Genomic DNA, 17967 nt, shown 5'->3' with positions numbered 1-17967 from the left:
CGTGTCTTCGCCGCCGGCTGGATGGCCTTCGGCTACCGAAGTGACGGCCCCAGCTATCGTTAGCCGCGAGGGCGCTCTATCCGGTGACCGCCCTATCTACCTTGTGCACCGCGGAGCCCGGCACGCAAACTTTTTGCCTGTAGTCATGGGTGACCTGCACCACAAAAAGGGTCGGCACCTGACCCTCGGAGCAATTGCCGGTCTATCTGCCGCTAAGCCCCAGAAGATCGCTTCGTTTTTCGACCAGGCGTCCGTGGCGGCTCTTCGTATCGCTGACCCTCAGTGCTACCGCCTTGATGAACAAGTACTTCGGCTCCCTCCCAATCCGGTTGGCAAGCGAGCCCTGGAATACGCTCCGTATCTTAGCTCTGCCGATCAGTCTGACTGGTTGGCTCAGGTGATGGACGCGCAGAGGGCAGTTGGAGCCAACTTGCTCCTGACCCCAGGGCGTGCGCTCAATCCGGACGACCCGCAGAAGTCTCTGGATGCAACGTTCCAGGAGGCGGACCGTACCTTGGCCTTGACGGAGCGGGGCGAGCGCGTAGCCCTCAACCTCACGCTTCCGTCTCGCTGGCTCGCTGCTGGGGCGCTTCGCAACCGACTTCTCGACGAGATCCTTGATCAAGATCAATTCGACGTGTTGTATGTGCGGGTTCAATGGGCGCAGACCAAAGCCTTTGCCCCCACGGAGGATGCCGACCTGCTTATGGGCATTAGGCGACTCGCGAACCTTTGTCAGGATGAAGGAAGGGCGTTGCTGCTTCCTCAGACGGGACTGACGGGATGGTTCGCCCTTGCGCACGGCGCTGTCGGCTATGGACTCGGCGTTAGTGGCTCCGAGCAGTGTTTCGCCGAGCATGTATTTCGACGTTCCCGTCAAGGTCAGCAGCAAGCGCAAAGATATTTCGAAAGTCAGATGCTCCACACGGTCGACAGCAGCTCTCACGACCTAGTGCAGTTGGCGCCTGGGTACATTGCATGTGACTGCTCGTACTGTCCCAGCCTTTTCGCCAGCCAGCCTTGGTCTCATGCTCTCTCTGCGCTCCACCATGTTTTCTCGATGGGTGCACTGACGGCGCGTGTCCACGAAGACTCGGCTAGGGGCGGCCGTCACGGTGCAATCCGGCGGGTTGTGGCTGCTGCTAGACGGTGGTCGAATGGGCTGCCGCCGCTGGGGCCGGGCGACGTCCCGCGTCACCTGGGCGTCTGGGATCAGGCCCTGTAGTCGTTGTTAGATCGACGCCGAACACTAGCCCAATTGTGCCGCTCACCTCACCGTTGCTATACAGGTGAGCGGCCCTTTCAGCGAGTAGTTCGCGGTAAACGTTAAGTGCACTTGAAGCTTTTTTGGCGCGAGGTGTTACAACGTGATCAATGCCGCTCTGCGGATGTAGAGTCGCCAAACCGATGCCTGCTCGCTTGAACCATTCCTTGTGGGCGGCGGCTCTTGAGGAGTGGGTAGACGCGATCACGAGCCATGATTCGTCCGCCGAAGCTCGATGCCGCAGTGTTTGACTGAAACCGCTTCGCCAATCGTTGATTTTGACTTCCAGGGTCCCAATGTGCTTAGCGGGGCTTACGTACTTCGAAACGGCATGCCAGTGTCCGCGCGACTCTTTCTGGACGTGGCCGTATTCCATGAGTCGCGGTAGAACATTTGACGAAATATACTTCGCGCTAAACGGTACTTGTTTCGAAAGTGAAGCTGCGCTTGTTGTCTCGGTTTCCATTTCATTGAGCGCGCGCAGCACGCACATGTCTGCAAAATCTACAATGAAAGACTGGTGATGGGTGGTCCTGCGTTTAAGGATCGTCTTATCGAATTCAATGAACACGATATCGGGGATGCCAGCACTAGTTTGAACCTCGAAGAGTGTTTCGATATTCCGCCCCGGCAGTAAACGTGCGGACTGCTCGGAAATGAGTGAGAGCATGTCGGCTTCCCGTTGGAATTGCTTCCTCGACATATCGTTCTCCTGGGCTAGACTTCTCGCGCCAGTATACGGTTAGCTCGTGTGTTTTTCCATGGGTGCACGGCAAAAATTGTCGAATTTTTAGTGCAAGATACCTAGCAATAGGTGCTGCAATTTCTTTGATCTAACCGTCGGACTGTGACACGAAGATTGACTCAGTCATAATCGTCCGTACCTCTTGCCCGACCTGCGCGCGCTGGGCCGCACCGACCGGGGCTGGGGTCAGTGAGGCTGGCCTCCTAGCGCCCACCGGCCTCGCCATCAAGAGCGGCCACCCGCCACGGGGTGGGCCGGTGTCAGGTGCCGTTCCGGGTTGAGGGCGACGGCTCTACGTCTCTCCCCCTGGAAGAGGGCCGACGTCGAGCACGCGTTGTGCTGCGGGCCAGCCGCCCACGACGCTGTGGGCTCGCAAAGCGGCGGTGCCCGACGAGCTTTGTCGACTGCGGGGTGTTGGACCTGCTGCCCGGCCTAGCCTCAGGTCATGACAAACGGCCATGACTTCATGCCCCAGCCCCCGCCCCTCGCCCCAGGTGTTCTCCGACTCCGCCTCGATCCAGCTGCCATGTTCGATCAGGTCAAGCTTCGAGCGACGCCCGGCCTTGCCCGTGAACTCCTGGCCGAGCTGGAAGCACAAGGGGCAGATGCCAGCTACGGAGCGGAGTTCGGGATCGAATCCGGGCAGCTGCTCATCGTTGCGCTGATGATGCGTGACAGCGGCGCCTGGATGACGTTGCGGACTGCCATCGGGGCTGTCGCCAACCGCCACCAGGGCGCCCGGATCCGTGTCGAGCTCGGAGACCGCACAGTCGAGATTGAGGGCAAGAGCACGTCGGACATGGAGGCCCTGTTGCGGCAGGCGCGCGAGTTGTTCGAAGCAGATGCCGAACGGTGGCGACAGAGTCGCAGCAGCGGCAACGGGGAAGACGAGGAGTAAGCCGGCACCGGCCGTGCCACAGCGTGAGCGATCGCGCGTCGCGCTGTACCCGACAGGCGATGAATGGTGGGTCGGGAGCGCTGATTGGCACGTTGGCCCTTGGCCTGAGGAGCGACAGCTCCATACGTTCATCTTCACAGGTGCTGTCGAGGTCTGCGACGAGACTCGGGATGCCGCGGATAGCTGAGCCAGCTCCCGGTGTGTTCCGGACACCTGTGGGGCACCCGTGGGGCTGCGAGGTGAAGGCAGGCGCAGAGGTGCAGACGGGGGCCGGTTCCTCGCGCGGTCTGTAAATCTGCCGGCTTCGCCTTCCCAGGTTCGAATCCTGGCGCCGCCACACGGGAAACAAGAGGCCCGTGACCTGCTGAGACAGCAGGTCACGGGCCTCTTGTCGTATCTCGCCTCAAAGAGCAGGGTGTCTCAACCTGTCTCGTGTTCGAACGCCCCGTCTCGGACTCTGCGGACGGAGCGCGGACGGGATTCCCTCTGCGTCAGACGCTCCGATCCAGCCGTGCGGAGATCTTGGCATTGGCGGCATCGTCGCCGTCCTTCAGGAACTTGGCGTACACGCGGAACAGGACCGCCACACTGTGGCCTGCTCGCTCCGCCACAAGCTGCGGTTCCACGCCCGAACTGAGCCACGTCGACACTGCGGCATGACGAAGGTCATAAGGCCGCTTGGCCAGCGAGGACTGAAGCTCAGCTGACGTCAGTGCGCGCGACCGTGCTTCAGCCCACACCTCCCCGTATCCGGTGTCCTGCACGAGTCCACCCCGCAGCGTTTGGAAGACGCGCCCGTCCGGCGCTGCGCCGTACGCGGTGAGGTGCCACCGCAGCAGCGCGACCAGTTCCGGAGGGATCGGCACGGGCCGAACCGCCTTCCGCGGGCGATGCTTCAACCCCCGTTTCTCGTGCGCCTCACCACTGTCTGTCCACGCGGTGCCAGATCGGGGGCGAGTTTCATGGAGCCGGAGCGCGCCCCACCCCTGCCGGGGGAGGTCGCAGTCCGTGACCCGTAGGCCGATCACTTCCGCCGGCCGCGCGGCGGCGTAGTAGATGCAGCCGAAGAACGCGGCGAGTCGGCGCCCCCGCTTGCTCTGGTCGCGCACGGCGGTCAGCAGTTTGGCGGCTTGCGCCGGATTCGGGACGCCTGCCGGGTCCACTTCCTCCGTGACCTGCTCGGGCGCCTTCCACTTGACGCGGTCCAACGGGTTGTCCGTCAGCAACTCGGCATCGACCGCGAACTCAAGAGAGTTGTAGAAGATCGCCCGCTTGCGACTGATCGTCCCCGGGGCCGCAGTCCTACCGTCCAGCCGCTTGGACAGAGCCCTGAGCGCGGCTTTCACCAACAGCCGGTCTGTGAGGGCCGACATCGGCAGCGACTTCCGCTGGAACCAGGCGAGCACCTGCGCCACCTCGGTCGGCGGCTCTTCCTCCCACCGGTTCTTGTTAAACGCCCACCCGTACAGAGCGCTCCGTACAGTCCGGGCGTCGGGCATGCCCTTGGTGTCCTTCACGAACGCCGGCGTCACGGTCGCCATGGCTTCGGCCAGCGTCCGCCGGGTATTGCCGGGGGAGTCGTCCCACTTCATCGCGATGTAGTCGCGCGCGTGCTCGTACCAGGAGATGTCACGCCTTTGGTCGACCATGGACTTCGGGAGGCCGCTCTCCACATCGAACGGCTCTCCTTTCCGGGCCGCCGTCATGAGTTCCGACCGGCGGCTGTCGGCCAAGCCCTGGGTAAGGAACGATTCCGCGTGTTCGCGGGTGCCCACCATCCATCGCAACTGGTACGGCTTCCGGTAGCTGCGCTTTCGGATGGCCCAGAACTTTATGGTGTAGCTCCACTCGGTCACGCGGCCTCCAACTTGTCCTTGAAGGCGTCCAGGACGCTACGACGTACGCAGATGCGCCCGGACGGTGTGCGGCGTGCCTCGGGGGTACGGCCACGGTCGCGCCAGCGGTACCAGGTTGGGCGGCTGATGCCGAGTTCTTCCAGAACTTCCGGCAAGGGGATCAACTCGTCTTTCGGAGTGCGGCGGCACCGGGTGGGCGTGGTCATGCTGGGATCTCCATACCTGGGCAATCGGGGTGCGGCTGTACGCGTGTGTGTCCGAGGTGGGGACTTCTGCGTCATTGCGTCAGTGGCGTCATGCAGGCCTGTGGCCTGCGGGTTTGTGTGACTCGGGGATGCCGGGTGTCTGTCACTGCTGGGGGCGTGTGTCACTGGGGCATGACGCGGGTGACGTGGGGTGACGCAGGATTGGGGTGGTTGTGTCATGGCTGTCGTTGCAGGTCAGGGTTTGTTTTGGGGGTGTCGGGTGACGCAGTGACGCAGAACCTTTCTCTTAGGACAAAGAGAGGGGGTGGTTCTGTTGTTGGTCGCTGCGGGTTTGAAGAAGGAGCCGCTGCGCGGCGCGTCCTTGGCGCGGCTGTCGCCGAACAGCAAGAGGAGCACCAGGGGCCGGGTGCTCCTCTTGCTTGTCGTGTGCGGCACGGTCAGTGCAGGGCGCCCTGTTCGTGGAGGGGGACAGGGGTGGGGCGGGTCATGGCGATGTAGCGGGCGCTGCTGGTGCGTCCCCAGTCGACGACGAGGCCCCGGGCGGCGAGGGTGGGCTGTAGCCGCTTGAGGCGGTCGGAGAGGACTTTGCCGGTGGTGGGCCACCCCTTGGGCAGGGGCCGGCAGTCCTCGCCGCTGTGGCGGCGGCTGAGGCAGTCGAGCCATTCGGAGGACGTCATGCGCTGCTCTGCTCCGGTCTCCAGGCTGGCCGCGTGTTCCAGGACGGTCTGTGCCAACAGGTCGCCCTCGATGACGTCGTCGTTGAGGTCGTCGAGGCTGGCCCGGTAGGCGGGCAGTGCGGCCAGTCCGGTGGCCGCGTCGAACTGCGCGCACAGGTGGGCGAAGTCGGCCATGCGCAGGTCGGTGGGGGTGGGGGCGCTGGCGGCGCGGACCTTGACGGTGAGGTCGAGGAGCGAGCCGAGGATGACGGGCAGCGCGGCGGCGAAGTCCGCCCACAGTTCCGCTTCGGTGCGCCGCACCCGGGGACGCTCCAGGCGGAGCGGGAGGAGGCGTTCGGCGAGGTCGGGGCGGATGACTCCGACGTCGATCCCGGTCAGGAGCAGGGGGCGGCGGTAGCGGGAGCGGTAGACGTCGCCGTCGCTGAACAGGGCGCGCTTGATGGACTCGGCTCCGGTGACGATGCAGCACATCAGGTCGGAGAGGTCCGGGGCGAGGTGGGAGAGGTTGTCGAGTGCGGTGATCCAGCCTGCCGCGACGGCGGTGATCAGGGACTCTTCGTCCTTGGGTGCGCGGCGCAGGTCGCCGGTCATGCCTTCGACGATGCGCACCAGCATGCGGCCCGCGGTGGACTTGCCCGCGCCCTGGGGGCCGGTGAGGAACGGGGCGGGGACGGGCACGCCCGGTTCCAGGCAGCCGACCAGCCACGCGAGGGCGAGGCATTCGGTGTCGGGGGTGGCGAAATTGGTGAGGCGCAGCAGGGTTTCGATGCCCTGGCCCTCGGTGTCCTTGGCCGGCAGCGGGAGTTCCCCGGTCAACTGGGTGCGGCGCCAGCACACCTCACGCGGGTCGGGGACGGTGATCTCCCAGCCGGTGGGGTGGATGCGCACGGACCGGCCGTCGTCGCGGCCGAGGTCGAGCCACGTGGCCCCGTCCGCGCCGGGCGCTACCCGGATGTGGGTCTCCTGAACGTCCTGGGAGAGGGCGAGTGCTTCGATCAAGTCGAGTGCCTCCTTCAGGGCAGTGCCGTTGAACACCCCGACCCCGTCGCGGAACATGCCCACCATGAGTTCCTGCCGGTGGCTGCCGGTGGTGCCCTGGGAGCGGATCGGGCGGGCCACGGGGTGGCCGTTGCGCTGGGCGTAGACGGTGCCGTCAGCGGTGCGGAAGTACCGGAAATGGGACTGCGCGTAGTCGGTGATGACTTCGCGGCCCGGTGTCTTCTCGTCGTCGGACACGGTTCACATCCCAAGTGCGCTGCGGGCGTTGGTCCACGCGTCGGCGCAGTGCCGGGGACTCTCGCCCCGGGTCTGCGCCGCGCTGAACAGCCGCTGCACGTCGGTGTCGGTGAGGCACCCGCACCGGCCGTGCGTGGAGAGCACGGCGAGGAACGTGCGGTACACGGTCGCGTGCACGGCGCTGGTGGCGTCGGTGATGCGCTGCACGGCCATGGTGATGCCCCGGGCGAGGTAGGCGGGTGTGCGGTGCGGGCAGTCGCCCCCGCGCCCCGTGAGGGCCGCTGTGAGGCTCTGTGGCGCCCTGCGGACCGCCGCCGGTTCCTTTACCGTCAGGGCGCGCACAGCGGCCGGGAGAGGCGCCATGGTGCCCTCACCCGGTCCGAGCCAACGGGCGTACGCCATACAGGACTTGACGTCGACGCCCGGCCGCACTCCGTTCGCGGACGGCATGGCGCCCCGGTAGATCCAGTGCTCGCCGCGGGTCGTCGCGACGGTGCGCGTCGGGGGCAGGGCGGCGCGGGCCCACGTGATCGCTGCCTCGTCGTCGAGGTCGAGGACGGTGATGCCGGCGCCCCCGGGGTGGTAGGCGAGGGCGGCGGCGGTGCGCCATGCGGATGCCCATGCGGGTGAGGTCAGGGTGTGGGGGTCGGTGGTGGCGGCGGCCCATCCGTGGCAGGGCCGGGGGCAGTCGCACGGGCCGGGGGTGCGCATGACGGGACGTCCACCGCACGCGTTGTCCGCGCAGGCCGGGCAGTTCCCGAACGGCAGCTTCCCCGCGCGCAGGGGCAGGACGGGGACACCGTGGGCGGCGAGTCGCAGGGCGGTGGTCAGGTGGTCGTTCATGCGGCTTCGCTCCCTTCGATGGCGGGCTGATGCCAGGTGGGCAAGGCTGCGAGGACGCGGGTGCGCCAGTGCAGGGCGTAGTCGATGCAGTTGGCGCAGTTCTTGTGGGTGTGGCCGGGCAGGGGCGGGCGGCGGCGGGCGTGGGAGCTCCAGGCGGCGGAGTCTGCGGAGGCGAGCAGATGGCCGACGCGTTCGAGACCGAGGGTCTTGAAGCCGAAACCGTGCAGCTTGAAGCCGTGGATGGCCATGGCGGTGACGATGGCGGCGCCCTGGCGGGTGGACTGCAACCGGCACACCGACCCGAGCCCGACGACGGGTTCGGCCTGCAGGTCGACACCGGCCCGCTCGTACAAGTCGACGCAGTGCTCGTAGGCGGGGATGGTGTCGCCCTGGATGACTGGCGCGATACGCAGATCAGGGGCGAGTGAGCGCAGTTCGAGGAAGTTCTGAACGGTGCGGCGCTGGTGTTCCTCCACGCTGAGGTGGGTGCCGGTGAAGTGCTGTCCGCCGAATGTGCCGCCGTTGATGATGGCGTCCTCGCACATCCAGTCCTGGGGAGCGGCCCAGTCGTAGGGGCCGACGTGTTCCCAGATGCGGCGCAGGTCCTGTACGTACTGGCGGGGCGGGCGGGTCCAGGTGCCCTTGCCCTTGAGTTCCATGAAGCCGCCGGAGTCGACCGCGTACGGGCCCTGTGCCACGTCCCACTTGACGGCCCGGTCCCAGTGCTCGGACTTCAGGAACAGCGGCACGTCCGTCAGGCGCAGCCAGTGCCGTTTGTGGGTGGTCAGGTAGAACCGCATCCGGCCGGGAGCTCCCAGCGCGGGAGCGGCGGCGGGCACAAGTGCTCGCCGGATGGGGGTGGGTTGGGTCATGCTGGATGCCTCCAACAGGTCTGTTGAGGATGGGTTGGACAAGGGCGGCCCCAGGCTTTGGCGAGACGGGGGCCGCCCTTGGCGTTGCTAGACCGGGGCGTCGTGCAGGGTGCGGGCGGCGGCGACGATGTGGGCGTGGTCGAAGGCCAGGTGGCCGGGGTTGGTGAGGGGGAGCCAGCGCACGGCGGTGGCGTCGTCCCCGGCACGGGCGGTGGTGCCGTTGGGGACGGTGGCGAGGTAGGCGACGGAGACGTACCGGCCGCGCGGGTCCCGCCCGGGGGTGTCGTACACGCCGACCATGACGAGGTCGGCGGGGTCGAGGGAGACGCCGGTTTCCTCGGCGAGTTCGCGGGCGGCGGCCTCGCGGGAGGTCTCGCCCGGGTCGACGTGCCCGCCCGGGAGGGCAAGGGCGCCCTTGTGCGGGGGCCAGCCTCGCTCGATGAGCAGGACCCGCCCGTCCGCCCGGACGCACACCACGTCAGCGGCGTAGCGGATCGTCTCGACCGTCTCGGTGTATTCGCTGGACATCGTGAAGTTGCCTCTCAGGTCTGGTTGTTGGTGCGGGCCCACACGCCGGTGGTGCGGGTGGTGACGTTGCGCTGGTCCTGGTGGACGGTGCTGCCTTCGTAGTGGTGGTGGACGTCCGGGGCCGGGCGGGTGCGGGTGGCGAGCCGGGCGAGCGCGAGCACGAGGGCGGTCGGTGCGCCGAAAACGAGTCCGCAGACGACGGGGTCGGCGTACTGCGACACGTAGAGGAGGACCGCCGCCGTGCCGCCGACCATGGCGGTGGTGGCGCCCCCGGCGAGCATGAGGACGCTCGCGTCGGTGGCGCCCTGGCTCATCGGCGGCCGTCCCGGCTGGACGACGGGCTCGGTGGTGCCGCGGGTCGGGAGGGGGGTGGTGTCGCGGTAGGCGGTGAGCTGTTGGGGGGTGGGCCGGTAGGCGTCGGCGATGAGCCGCGAGGCTTCGGCGGCGGCCTCGGTGTCGCTCATCGGGGCGGTCGGCGGGGCGTCGTTGGCGTGCATGCGGAATCCCTTCCGGTAGTAGGTCAGGGAGGCGGAGACACCCCCTTACCGGGGGCGTGTGGAGGGGGTTTCGGGGGTGTGGCCTGCGGGTCCTCCCTGCCTCCCTGAATGATCATTCGTGCAGGTCAGGGCGAGGGAGGCAGGGCAGGGAGGGGGTCAGGGACTTCTCCCTGCCTCCCTGCCCCGCGCCCGCTCGCCTCCCTGCTACTGCGGGGCGGAAGCGGAACCCTCGCTGCCGCTGTCGGTGGTGCGGTCGGCGAGGACGCGGGCGAGCCGGTCACGGCCGACGACCATGCGCCCGTCCGACTTGTAGGGTTCGGCTCCGGTGCCGTCGAGAACCCGCTTCAGGTCGAGGAACGACCACTTCCCGTACGTGTCCGGGGCGAGGGCGGCGAGCCGCTTGAGGACGTCCTGAGTCAGCACCCGGGCCGCGTCCCCGACGACGGTGGCGATGTCGGCGAGCGCATCGCGCTGCTCGCCGCGCTCGATGACGGTGAGGGTGGTGACGCCGTCGCGCAAGGTCTTGGCGCGGTCGGTGATCGCCTCGGCGGCGGTGTCGTCGACGTAGTGCGTGCGGACGGTGAGGGAGGACTGGCCCTTGGGGATGTCGATCCCGGAGGATGCGACGACCAGCGTGCCCTGGTCCAGGCCGGGGCGCAGCAGGTTCGGCGCAGCGCCGCCGTCGACGGCCTTGTCCCCCAGCGCCATCCGGGCTTGCGACTCCGTGCCCAGCGCGAGGGACGCGCGGGTGTGGGCGCCCTCGCGGACCAGCTTGGGAAGGTTCTGGTCGGTGGGGTCCTGGGTGCCCTGCCACATCAGCACGTTCACGGCACGGCCCTGGTTGTGGATCTTCCGGACGGCCATGAAGTACCGCGACGTGGCTTTGGATCCGCCGTAGTAGCGGCCCTCCTCGTCCTTGAGCGGGCACATGAACGCGACCTGTGCTTCGTCGACCAGCACGATCAGCGCGGGGAACACGGTGCCGGGCGGCGCCATCAGCCGCCGGTTCATCTCGTCCACCGCGCCTTCGACCATCTCGGTCACCTGGATCACGTGCTCGTCTGTCGGCCCCTGGATCAGGGTGGTGGCGAGGCCGTCGAACATGGCCCAGTCGCCGACGCCCTTGAGGTCGCCCATGAGGAACTGCACCGACTTGTCCAGGGCCAGCCACAGGGCCAGGGAGCGCAGGGCCACGGTCTTGCCCTGGTTAGACAGGCCCGTGATGAGGAGGTGGCGCTGGTAGAGGCTGAGCGCGGCGGCGTCCCCGCGCAGATCCTGGCCCCACGGAGCCTTGCCCTTGGTGTAGTCGGCGGTCATGGTGTCGTCGGTGACCAGCGGGGAGGGTCCGATCGGCTCGTCCAGAGCCCCCGAGTCGGCGATCCACAGGCGCACGGTGCGGGCCGCTTCGGGGATCGTGATGAACACCTCGTGTTCGTGCCGGGTCAGGTTCTCCGCGAGCTTGCGGCGCCGCTGCTGCACCTCCACCGTCGAGACCCCCGAGGGAAGCGTGACGTCGACTTCCACACCGCATCCGGCGATCCGGATGGGCCCCAGCATCGAGGCCCCGGCGTCGCCCATCTCCTTGATGGCGTTGCGCAGGGATGCGACCCCGAGATCCCGCAGTGCCTTGACCACGATGGACGGGGTGATCGGCTCGCCCTCCCCCGATCGGTGGTGAGCGGGCAGGGCCCACTGCGGCGCTGCCTTCTGGTGGGCGCCGACCGACCACAGGGCGAGCAGCGCGAGGAACGGAGCGAGGGTGACCAGCGGCCCCCACACGATCTGGACGATGCGGATCAGGGTCGCGATGAAGTCGACCGTGGCGGTGAGGGGGGTGACGACGTCGGCCACGCGGCCGGTGTTCACGGCCAGGGCGACCCCGAGCGCGACCAGCACCCCCACGCCCATTCCCGTGCCGACCGCGACGCCCTTGGCGGCGTCGAGGGGGGAGTGCAGGAGGTCCATGCGGCGGTGGTGGCGGGCCGCACGGAAGCGGGTCAGACGCTCCTCCCACTCCTGCGCGGTGTCGAGGTTCCCCGCGGCTTCCGCCGCGCGGATCATCCGTTCGTAGCGGGCGCCGGTGCGGCCGTCCCAGGTGCGGCGGGCGATGATCCGGCCGCCGTTGGCGGTGTAGAGGCCGTGCCGGACGGCGCCGCGCACGACCGTGCGGGTCGTCTCGTGCGTGACAGCGGCGCGCACGGTGCGGCCAGAGCGGACCCACAGCGGCACCGGGGGTGCGGGCGGGGCGTCGGGGACGACGGTCAGCACCGTCGGCGCGGATTCGACGGCGGGTTGGCTGGCGGCCTTGTGGAGACTGACGACGTTCTCGGACATGCTGATGGTTCTCCTGACTGCCCTGCCAGGGGCGAGAGTCGGGGGGAAGGAAGCCGGGGTGACCGAGACCCTGAGAAGTAGCGGTCACCCCGGCGGAAGTGCGCTGGTCAGAACCAGCGGGAGGACTTGTTCGCGGCGCGCTCGCGGGCGGCCTCGGTGATGAGTCGCTGCCGCTCGCTGTGCAGGGCGGTCAATTCGGCGGTGAGGCGGGTCTCAGCGGCCGTGCCGGTGGTGTCGATCTGCGCTTCGGCGCGGTCGGTGCTCTCGCCGCGGGCGGCGCGGTAGCCGCCACCGGCCAGGGCGCGGGCCATCGCGCGGCGCTCGCTGCCGTTCAGCGGCCACCACTCGCCCCGGCGGACCGATTCCAGCTTCTTCTGTGTCTGGCGGATCTCCCGGTCCAGACGGCGCACGTCGGAGTTGCCCATGTCAGGCGGTCCCTTCTGACCCGTGGGGGTCGGGGTAGGCGCACGGCACGCACATGCCGAGCGAGGAGGGGATGACGTAGTCCGCGTTCCGCCGGCACTCCGGGCAGAGGCGGCGAGCCGTGTTCGCTTTGTCGAGTGCGGCCCACCGGCCCGGCGTCATCGGCCGGACCGGAAGGGCGCGGTCGATGAGGTAGAGGTGGGCGATGAGCGGGGGCCGGTGGCGGCGGGGGCGTTCGAGGGTGGCGGCGACGTCCTGTCCGCCGGGCCGCAGACCCGCCGCCCTCAGTTGGCGGCGGGTGGCGTACCCGTCCGGTGCCAGTCGCCACCGGAACACCGGCAGCGTGGCCATCAGGCGACGCGCTTCCAGGACGCCCGCAAGCGGACCTCGGAGGCGGAGTGTCCGGCGGCGCGGAAGCGGGCCGACATCTCCCGGTAGGACAGGGGCGGGTCCTGGCTCAGCCGGATCTGGTCGACGACGACGTCCAGGGCGTCATCGGTGAGCGCGGGTCCGGCATCGAGGGCGGGAACCTGCTCGCTGGGGCCCCACACCGGGAGTTCCCAACGGGGCGTGACGCCGGGTGTGACGGGGGCCGTCACGCTGGTCAGCGCCTTTCCGGTGTCCTTGCCGGTGCGGGCCGTCTCCAGCTCTGCCCACGCCCCGGAGAGGCGTCGGGCGGTGCGTGACTGCACGCGTGCGACGCGTGCCCCGGCGGCCGTCACGGCGTCGAGGCGGGTCTCCTCGGTGCCCGCTTCGGCACGCAGCCACGCACGGGCAACGGCCGCGTCGTCACGGGCGGTCTGCTGGATCTCGCGGATCTGGTCCAGCGCGGTCGTCGTCAGCGCGGTGCGCTCCCACAGTCCGTGGACCAGCCACAGGCACTTCGCGGCGAGCGGCAGCCACGCCACGGCCAGCCACGCGCCCGCCGACCCGTCGACGGTGAGGGCGTGTGCGATGAGGACGCCGGTTGCGAGCGCGCCGAACGACCAGCCGACCACTGTGACGGGGGTGGAGTGGTCGCCCTGCGCGGCAAGACGCCGCTCGTAGGCGAGGGTGGCGAGCCATCCGCCGTCGATGCCGAGGCCGACGACCAGGGCGACCAGCCACGGCATCGCGCTGCCGAGCCACATCACGACCACGGCCAGCGTGAGGACCATGGACACCGCCGTCATCGCGACAGCGGGCAGAACGGTCTTGCCCCTCATGACGCCCCCTTCCGAAGCGTGGTGTGCGTGCCGTCCCGGCCGGTGCGCCGTCCGGCCGTCGACCCCGTGACCGGGGTGGTGGCGGCGGGGTAGGACCAGCCGCCCCCGGACCGCTTCACCGCGTACATGGCCTCGTCGGCGAGCCGCAGCAGCAGACCGAACCGGTTCGCGCTGGGGGCGTTCGTGAGGTCGGTGGAGAGGGCGGCGCCGATCGAGACGCCCACCCGCAGGTCCCGTCCGGCGTAGCGGAACGGGGCGGTGATCTCGTCGTGCAGCCCGCGCAGCAGCCACGGCAGCGCCACCGGGGAGGCGAGCGGGACGACGGCGGCGAACTCATCGCCACCCAGCCGCCCGCACACCGCCCCGGGGTGCCCGGACACCGCGTCGGTGAGGGCCGCCGCGGTGGACCGGATCGCCATGTCCCCCGCCGCGTGCCCGTGGGTGTCGTTCAGGGTCTTGAAGCCGTCGAGATCAGCGAGGACCACGGCGACGTGGGGGCGGCGGGCCAGCACCCGGGCCGCCCGCGCTTCGAACGCGGCGCGGGTCCACAGGCCGGACAGCGGGTCGTGCCGCGCGGCCGTCAGACGGCGCCGCAGTAACAGTCCGTGGACGCCCCACGCGGCGGCGAGCGGTCCGGCGGACGCCATCGTGTGCAGGAGGGTGTTCACAGGGCGGCCCCGGCGGTGAGCAGGGCCGCGAGGATGAGCAGGGCGCCACCGGCCCGCAGCAGATCAACCGCCCGCTGAAGCGCCCGGTACTTGGCGACCGCGAGCCGGGACAACCCTGCGATGTCGGCGGACAGATCCCGCTGCCCGGCGCGCTCGCCGATCTCCTCGGGGGTGAGGGTGGCCCACAGGACGAACCCGTGCCGCCCCGCAAGGTTGGGGCGCACCGAGCGCAGCAGGGCCGCGACCGCCCACACCACCAGACCCGCCCCGGGAGCTCCCACCACGGCGGCGGCGATGCCGAACCCGCTGGGAAGGTGCAGGTTCGATCCGACCGTCCACGCGAGGGCGAGCAGGCCGGTGGCGAGCGCCAGCAGCAGGGCAATCTTGTTGTCGGTGCGGGAGATCTCCGCCTTCACCTCGGCGTGCGCGGCTTCCAGGTTCCGGTTCGGCTCGCTCATGCGGCACCGCCCGTCACGCCCGAGGGGCTGTTGTGGAGGGCGGCGCGGGCGGCGAGAGCGCGGCGGCGGGCCCGGCGCATACGCCGCTCGTCGACCTCGGTCGGGGTCCGGTCGAGGGTGACGATGTGCGCGTCCAACAGGTCGACGTCCGCGAGGATGACGGGCATCTCCCGCTCGATCGCGTCCAGCTCAGCGGTGGTCGGTTCGATCCAGTCGGCGAACGCCGTAACGGCGTCCTGAACAGTCACGATGGGGTTCATGGGTCGTGCTCTCCCTAGCAGTAGATGCGGCCCGAACAGCGGCCCCGGTGCTCTAACACCGGGGCCGCGCTCCGTTCATGGGGTGTGGGGGTCGGTGTGCCGCTACTGGTTGCGGCGGCGGTCGTCCCTCTTCTTCGTGATGCGAAGGAAGTCGTCGAACGCGGCGCCCGCGCTGGACTCCCACTTCTCGGCGTTCTCCTCCATGCCCCACTTCCGGGCACGGGCGGCGCACTCAAGGTCGTTCTCCTGCTGCCGCAGGGCCTGACCCGCGTCGGTGTTCTCACGGCGACGGAACATGTGATCTCCCTCGATCAGTGGTGCGTGATGGATGTGCAGAGGTCAGACGGTGAGGTGGCGGGCGGCCTCAAGCCGCAGCGCGGTGTGCGCGACGCGGGCCCGCCGACCCGCCGCCGCCACCTCGTCCGCGGGAACGTCACCGATCGCCATCGCCGTGTTCACCGCGTCCTGAGCGACGGTGAGAAGCGCGGCGTCCGCGGTGACCATGTGGAGCGTGTCCATGGCGCTGGTCACCACGGAACGGGCCGCGTACCGGGCCTGCCGCGACTCCGGGGTGTCGCAACGGCCCTCGGCCCGGCTCTCGATCTTCAGGTACTGCTGTTCCCGGTGACGGACGATCGCGGCCAGCAGCGCCGGGACCGCCGCCGCCAGAGCCTCACGGCGCCGCTCCGCAGCAGCCGCACGCGCCGTCCGGGACGTGCTGACGTACTGCATCAGACCCGCGACCACCGTTCCGGCGAGCGTGCCGAGAACGGCTATCAGCGTGGCGAACATGTCGAACTCCCAACCGTTGAAGGGGTGTTCCGGCTCCTCTCGACCCCGCCCGTACGGGGCCGCTCCGCAGAGCGCCCGGACGGGCAGGGCGAGCAACCGGCGCGGCGCTATCCGCCGCGAGTCGGTCGAGGGCGACCGGCGTCCGCCGTGTGCTCGCGGACCAGAGATGGAGCGGCGCCGCCGTGCCGGTCAGTCACGGCCACGCCCATCGTTTTCGACTCACTGCCACTCCTTCAGGGCGACTGAACACGGGATATGCACTGCAAGGGGGACCTTGTCCCCACTCTCCGGCCGTTGCTCGCGGTCACCGGGCCACCTCGCCAGTACGGGCCGAAACCCTGTTCCACCTGGCCTTTAGCGGGATTGCAGCGTCCCCGCCCTCTGCGTCGGAGCAGCCCAAGAGGGGCCTCCCCGCCTCGCTGTCCTAGGACTGCGAGGTGCTGGTGAGACTGTGGCGCACAGTCCTAGGACTGTCAACAGTCCTGGGACTGTGTTTCACTGGGGCGCATCGAAGGGAGTTCTGCTGTGGCACCCAAGTGGCGCGAACTGGCGGATCGGATCGCGCAGGAGATCAGGAACGGCGAGCGTGCGCCTGGGGATCAGTTGCCCCAGATCAGAGAGCTGGTTGAGGCCGGGGAAGGCTCGAAGTCCACGGTCCATCAGGCGTACAAGGCGCTTGAGGCAGAAGGGCTTGTGACGTCGTCACGCGGGCACGGCACAGTCGTGCGCGCGCGCAGTGCCCTCAAGCGCCTCGGCATTGCCCGCTACGACAAAGCGAAGTGGCGCGATGGTGATGAGGTCGCGTTCATCGCTGACCGTGTGGCGTCAGGCCGGGCGTACAAGCGGGACGAACAAACGCAGACGGTGAGCCGCGTCGAGGCGACCGCCCTAGTAGCCGAAGGGCTCGGCGTCCCGGTTGGTTCTGGGGTGTACGCACGGGCCCGGCTGGTGAAAGAAGGTACGCAGCCGACTCACACCCTGACCAGCTACTACCGTCCCGAACACGTCGAAGGCACCCGCATCGTCGATCCCACACCGGGGCCAGCCGGGCGGGGCGGTGGGTACCGCGTGCTCTATGACGCTGGCTACGAGATCGACCACATGAAAGAGGCACTGTTCGCGCGCGTGCCGACGGCTGATGAGGTGAAGCTTCTACAGCTCCCCGTCGGTGAACCAGTCGTCGAACTGCACCGAACGACATACACGGCAGACGGCACGGTGGTTGAGTTCGCGGTCGGTGTCCATGTTGCTTCCCGCTTCGCATGGGAGTACGAGTTCGACGTTCCCGATTCCGCCCGCCAGCAGGGCAAAGACAAGGAAGGTTCGGCGTGATCTCCGTACAGGATTGGGAGGACACCCAGCTTCTCTGGGACTACCAGCAGATGCACCACGAGCCGCGCCCGTGCTCGGTCGGCATCGGTCTGGGTAGCCATGATCTGGGGGTGGCCGACACGACGGTGAACCTCTTCCGGCGCGGCATGATGCCCCTGATCGTGTTCACCGGGGCGACCAGTAGAACCACCCAGGAACGGATGCCGCGCGGTGAAGCCGAGCACTACCGGGACCGTGCGCTCGAACTCGGCGTTCCCGCGGACGTCATCCTTGTGGAGCCGGACGCACGCAACACGGGGCAGAACATCACCCTGTCCCGTTCACTGCTCGAAGAACGAGGGGTTGTGGTGTCCTCGGTGCTGCTGATCAGCAAGCCGTACGAGGAACGGCGGGCCTACGCCACCGCCCGGAAGCTGTGGCCCGAAGCGGAGTTCTTCAGCGCTTCCACCCCGATGACGCTGCCCGAATACGTCGACTCGATCCAGAACCCGCGCCTTGTCATCGACATGCTTGTGGGGTCACTGCAGCGCCTGTTGATCTACCCGGCGCAGGGGTTCATGATCTCGCAGGATGTGCCCGGCGACGTGACGCGGGCGTACGAGCGGCTGGTGTCGCATGGCTTCACAAGCCGCCTCGCTCCCGAGGGCGTTGAAAGCGCCCCCAGCACGGCCGGATGACGGGCCTCGCGCCACCCCTGCGGCCAACCTCTGGCCAACATGGGTCGGAGCGCGCGACGTAGGACACCAAAGGCGCAGGTCATCGCCCATCTGTCCATGTGAAACCGGCTGGTCTTGAAAACCGGTCCAGCACCTCACAGTGCGCGTCTGTGTGCGCACGCACCTACGGGCCAGCAGGCTCCTGTGGCCCCGGGGG

At 68.6% G+C, this 17967-nt stretch carries 21 protein-coding genes; 3 read left to right on the top strand and 18 right to left on the bottom strand.

All coding sequences use genetic code 11. The features are described 5' to 3' along the window. Window positions 1–202: 202 nt before the first annotated feature. Together GA0115242_RS40330 and GA0115242_RS40325 are read right to left on the bottom strand one after the other, a co-directional pair. On the bottom strand, window positions 203–925 hold the full coding sequence (locus GA0115242_RS40330) for a hypothetical protein (RefSeq protein ID WP_141721612.1): 723 nt from the start codon (window positions 923–925) through the stop codon (window positions 203–205). 217 nt (window positions 926–1142) lie between these two features. Then, window positions 1143–1967 carry a hypothetical protein gene (locus GA0115242_RS40325; protein ID WP_141721610.1) on the bottom strand — a complete coding sequence of 275 codons (825 nt, stop codon included), beginning with the start codon at window positions 1965–1967 and terminating at the stop codon, window positions 1143–1145. A 568-nt stretch (window positions 1968–2535) separates the two neighbouring features. Here GA0115242_RS40325 and GA0115242_RS16185 point away from each other — a divergent pair. Then, window positions 2536–2907, top strand: a complete 372-nt coding sequence (locus GA0115242_RS16185; RefSeq protein WP_237549088.1) for a hypothetical protein — start codon at window positions 2536–2538, stop codon at window positions 2905–2907. 491 nt (window positions 2908–3398) lie between these two features. Here GA0115242_RS16185 and GA0115242_RS16180 read toward each other — a convergent pair whose 3' ends face one another. The 16 genes from GA0115242_RS16180 to GA0115242_RS16105 all read right to left on the bottom strand — a co-directional run bounded on the left by GA0115242_RS16180 (window position 3399) and on the right by GA0115242_RS16105 (window position 15762). Then, entirely contained in the window at window positions 3399–4763 is a 1365-nt protein-coding gene (locus tag GA0115242_RS16180) for a tyrosine-type recombinase/integrase (RefSeq protein ID WP_256089453.1), read from the bottom strand. Further along, on the bottom strand, window positions 4760–4969 hold the full coding sequence (locus GA0115242_RS16175) for a helix-turn-helix transcriptional regulator (RefSeq protein ID WP_176729827.1): 210 nt from the start codon (window positions 4967–4969) through the stop codon (window positions 4760–4762). The genes GA0115242_RS16180 and GA0115242_RS16175 overlap by 4 nt, the downstream gene beginning before the upstream one ends. Before the next feature lie 437 nt (window positions 4970–5406). After that, window positions 5407–6882 (bottom strand): ATP-binding protein, encoded by a 1476-nt coding sequence (locus GA0115242_RS16170; RefSeq protein ID WP_093828991.1) that lies wholly within the window; start codon window positions 6880–6882, stop codon window positions 5407–5409. Between the two features lie 3 nt (window positions 6883–6885). Then, window positions 6886–7725 carry a bifunctional DNA primase/polymerase gene (locus GA0115242_RS16165; RefSeq protein ID WP_093828989.1) on the bottom strand — a complete coding sequence of 280 codons (840 nt, stop codon included), beginning with the start codon at window positions 7723–7725 and terminating at the stop codon, window positions 6886–6888. Next, window positions 7722–8597, bottom strand: a complete 876-nt coding sequence (locus GA0115242_RS16160; RefSeq protein ID WP_237549087.1) for a deazapurine DNA modification protein DpdA family protein — start codon at window positions 8595–8597, stop codon at window positions 7722–7724. Before GA0115242_RS16160 ends, GA0115242_RS16165 begins: the two co-directional genes overlap by 4 nt. A gap of 87 nt (window positions 8598–8684) precedes the next feature. Next, window positions 8685–9125 carry an NUDIX domain-containing protein gene (locus GA0115242_RS16155; protein WP_093828985.1) on the bottom strand — a complete coding sequence of 147 codons (441 nt, stop codon included), beginning with the start codon at window positions 9123–9125 and terminating at the stop codon, window positions 8685–8687. Between the two features lie 14 nt (window positions 9126–9139). Then, the gene (locus tag GA0115242_RS16150; RefSeq protein ID WP_093828983.1) at window positions 9140–9622 is read right to left on the bottom strand and encodes a hypothetical protein; all 483 of its coding nucleotides are present in this window, start codon (window positions 9620–9622) and stop codon (window positions 9140–9142) included. 204 nt (window positions 9623–9826) lie between these two features. Beyond that, entirely contained in the window at window positions 9827–11956 is a 2130-nt protein-coding gene (locus GA0115242_RS16145) for an FtsK/SpoIIIE domain-containing protein (protein WP_093828981.1), read from the bottom strand. A 107-nt stretch (window positions 11957–12063) separates the two neighbouring features. Further along, a complete protein-coding gene (locus tag GA0115242_RS16140) occupies window positions 12064–12381 on the bottom strand; it encodes a hypothetical protein (RefSeq protein WP_093828979.1) in 318 nt (105 codons plus the stop codon). A 1-nt stretch (window position 12382) separates the two neighbouring features. Continuing rightward, entirely contained in the window at window positions 12383–12730 is a 348-nt protein-coding gene (locus GA0115242_RS16135; protein ID WP_093828977.1) for an RRQRL motif-containing zinc-binding protein, read from the bottom strand. After that, window positions 12730–13584 (bottom strand): protein spdB, encoded by an 855-nt coding sequence (locus GA0115242_RS16130; protein WP_093828975.1) that lies wholly within the window; start codon window positions 13582–13584, stop codon window positions 12730–12732. Before GA0115242_RS16130 ends, GA0115242_RS16135 begins: the two co-directional genes overlap by 1 nt. Next, the gene (locus tag GA0115242_RS16125) at window positions 13581–14252 is read right to left on the bottom strand and encodes a GGDEF domain-containing protein (protein ID WP_256089452.1); all 672 of its coding nucleotides are present in this window, start codon (window positions 14250–14252) and stop codon (window positions 13581–13583) included. Before GA0115242_RS16125 ends, GA0115242_RS16130 begins: the two co-directional genes overlap by 4 nt. After that, window positions 14249–14710 carry a Pycsar system effector family protein gene (locus GA0115242_RS16120; RefSeq protein WP_093828973.1) on the bottom strand — a complete coding sequence of 154 codons (462 nt, stop codon included), beginning with the start codon at window positions 14708–14710 and terminating at the stop codon, window positions 14249–14251. The genes GA0115242_RS16125 and GA0115242_RS16120 overlap by 4 nt, the downstream gene beginning before the upstream one ends. Next, complete coding sequence (locus tag GA0115242_RS16115) at window positions 14707–14970, bottom strand: DUF6284 family protein (protein WP_093828971.1); 264 nt, start codon at window positions 14968–14970, stop codon at window positions 14707–14709. Before GA0115242_RS16115 ends, GA0115242_RS16120 begins: the two co-directional genes overlap by 4 nt. Before the next feature lie 102 nt (window positions 14971–15072). Then, complete coding sequence (locus GA0115242_RS16110; protein WP_093828969.1) at window positions 15073–15267, bottom strand: hypothetical protein; 195 nt, start codon at window positions 15265–15267, stop codon at window positions 15073–15075. Between the two features lie 42 nt (window positions 15268–15309). Further along, on the bottom strand, window positions 15310–15762 hold the full coding sequence (locus GA0115242_RS16105; RefSeq protein ID WP_093828967.1) for a hypothetical protein: 453 nt from the start codon (window positions 15760–15762) through the stop codon (window positions 15310–15312). A 525-nt stretch (window positions 15763–16287) separates the two neighbouring features. Between GA0115242_RS16105 and GA0115242_RS16100 the strand changes: the two genes are divergently transcribed. Continuing rightward, on the top strand, window positions 16288–17094 hold the full coding sequence (locus tag GA0115242_RS16100) for a GntR family transcriptional regulator (protein ID WP_093828965.1): 807 nt from the start codon (window positions 16288–16290) through the stop codon (window positions 17092–17094). Continuing rightward, window positions 17091–17771, top strand: coding sequence for a YdcF family protein (locus tag GA0115242_RS16095; protein WP_093828963.1), 681 nt, complete (start codon window positions 17091–17093; stop codon window positions 17769–17771). Before GA0115242_RS16100 ends, GA0115242_RS16095 begins: the two co-directional genes overlap by 4 nt. Window positions 17772–17967: the final 196 nt, after the last annotated feature.

Origin of the sequence: Streptomyces sp. SolWspMP-5a-2, assembly GCF_900091845.1 — a bacterium.
Taxonomy (GTDB): Bacteria; Actinomycetota; Actinomycetes; order Streptomycetales; family Streptomycetaceae; genus Streptomyces; species Streptomyces doudnae.
The sequence above is the reverse complement of the archived record's forward strand: the minus strand, read 5'-3'. Positions and strand labels throughout refer to the sequence as shown.

Coding starts and splice junctions, on each gene's coding strand:
- GA0115242_RS16165 (WP_093828989.1), bottom strand. CDS start 7,725: ATGAACGACCACCTGACCACCGCCCTGCGACTCGCCGCCCACGGTGTC.
- GA0115242_RS40325 (WP_141721610.1), bottom strand. CDS start 1,967: ATGTCGAGGAAGCAATTCCAACGGGAAGCCGACATGCTCTCACTCATT.
- GA0115242_RS16145 (WP_093828981.1), bottom strand. CDS start 11,956: ATGTCCGAGAACGTCGTCAGTCTCCACAAGGCCGCCAGCCAACCCGCC.
- GA0115242_RS16160 (WP_237549087.1), bottom strand. CDS start 8,597: ATGACCCAACCCACCCCCATCCGGCGAGCACTTGTGCCCGCCGCCGCT.
- GA0115242_RS16130 (WP_093828975.1), bottom strand. CDS start 13,584: ATGAGGGGCAAGACCGTTCTGCCCGCTGTCGCGATGACGGCGGTGTCC.
- GA0115242_RS16175 (WP_176729827.1), bottom strand. CDS start 4,969: ATGACCACGCCCACCCGGTGCCGCCGCACTCCGAAAGACGAGTTGATC.
- GA0115242_RS16155 (WP_093828985.1), bottom strand. CDS start 9,125: ATGTCCAGCGAATACACCGAGACGGTCGAGACGATCCGCTACGCCGCT.
- GA0115242_RS16135 (WP_093828977.1), bottom strand. CDS start 12,730: ATGGCCACGCTGCCGGTGTTCCGGTGGCGACTGGCACCGGACGGGTAC.
- GA0115242_RS16150 (WP_093828983.1), bottom strand. CDS start 9,622: ATGCACGCCAACGACGCCCCGCCGACCGCCCCGATGAGCGACACCGAG.
- GA0115242_RS16115 (WP_093828971.1), bottom strand. CDS start 14,970: ATGAACCCCATCGTGACTGTTCAGGACGCCGTTACGGCGTTCGCCGAC.
- GA0115242_RS16185 (WP_237549088.1), top strand. CDS start 2,536: ATGTTCGATCAGGTCAAGCTTCGAGCGACGCCCGGCCTTGCCCGTGAA.
- GA0115242_RS16140 (WP_093828979.1), bottom strand. CDS start 12,381: ATGGGCAACTCCGACGTGCGCCGTCTGGACCGGGAGATCCGCCAGACA.
- GA0115242_RS16105 (WP_093828967.1), bottom strand. CDS start 15,762: ATGTTCGCCACGCTGATAGCCGTTCTCGGCACGCTCGCCGGAACGGTG.
- GA0115242_RS16110 (WP_093828969.1), bottom strand. CDS start 15,267: ATGTTCCGTCGCCGTGAGAACACCGACGCGGGTCAGGCCCTGCGGCAG.
- GA0115242_RS16120 (WP_093828973.1), bottom strand. CDS start 14,710: ATGAGCGAGCCGAACCGGAACCTGGAAGCCGCGCACGCCGAGGTGAAG.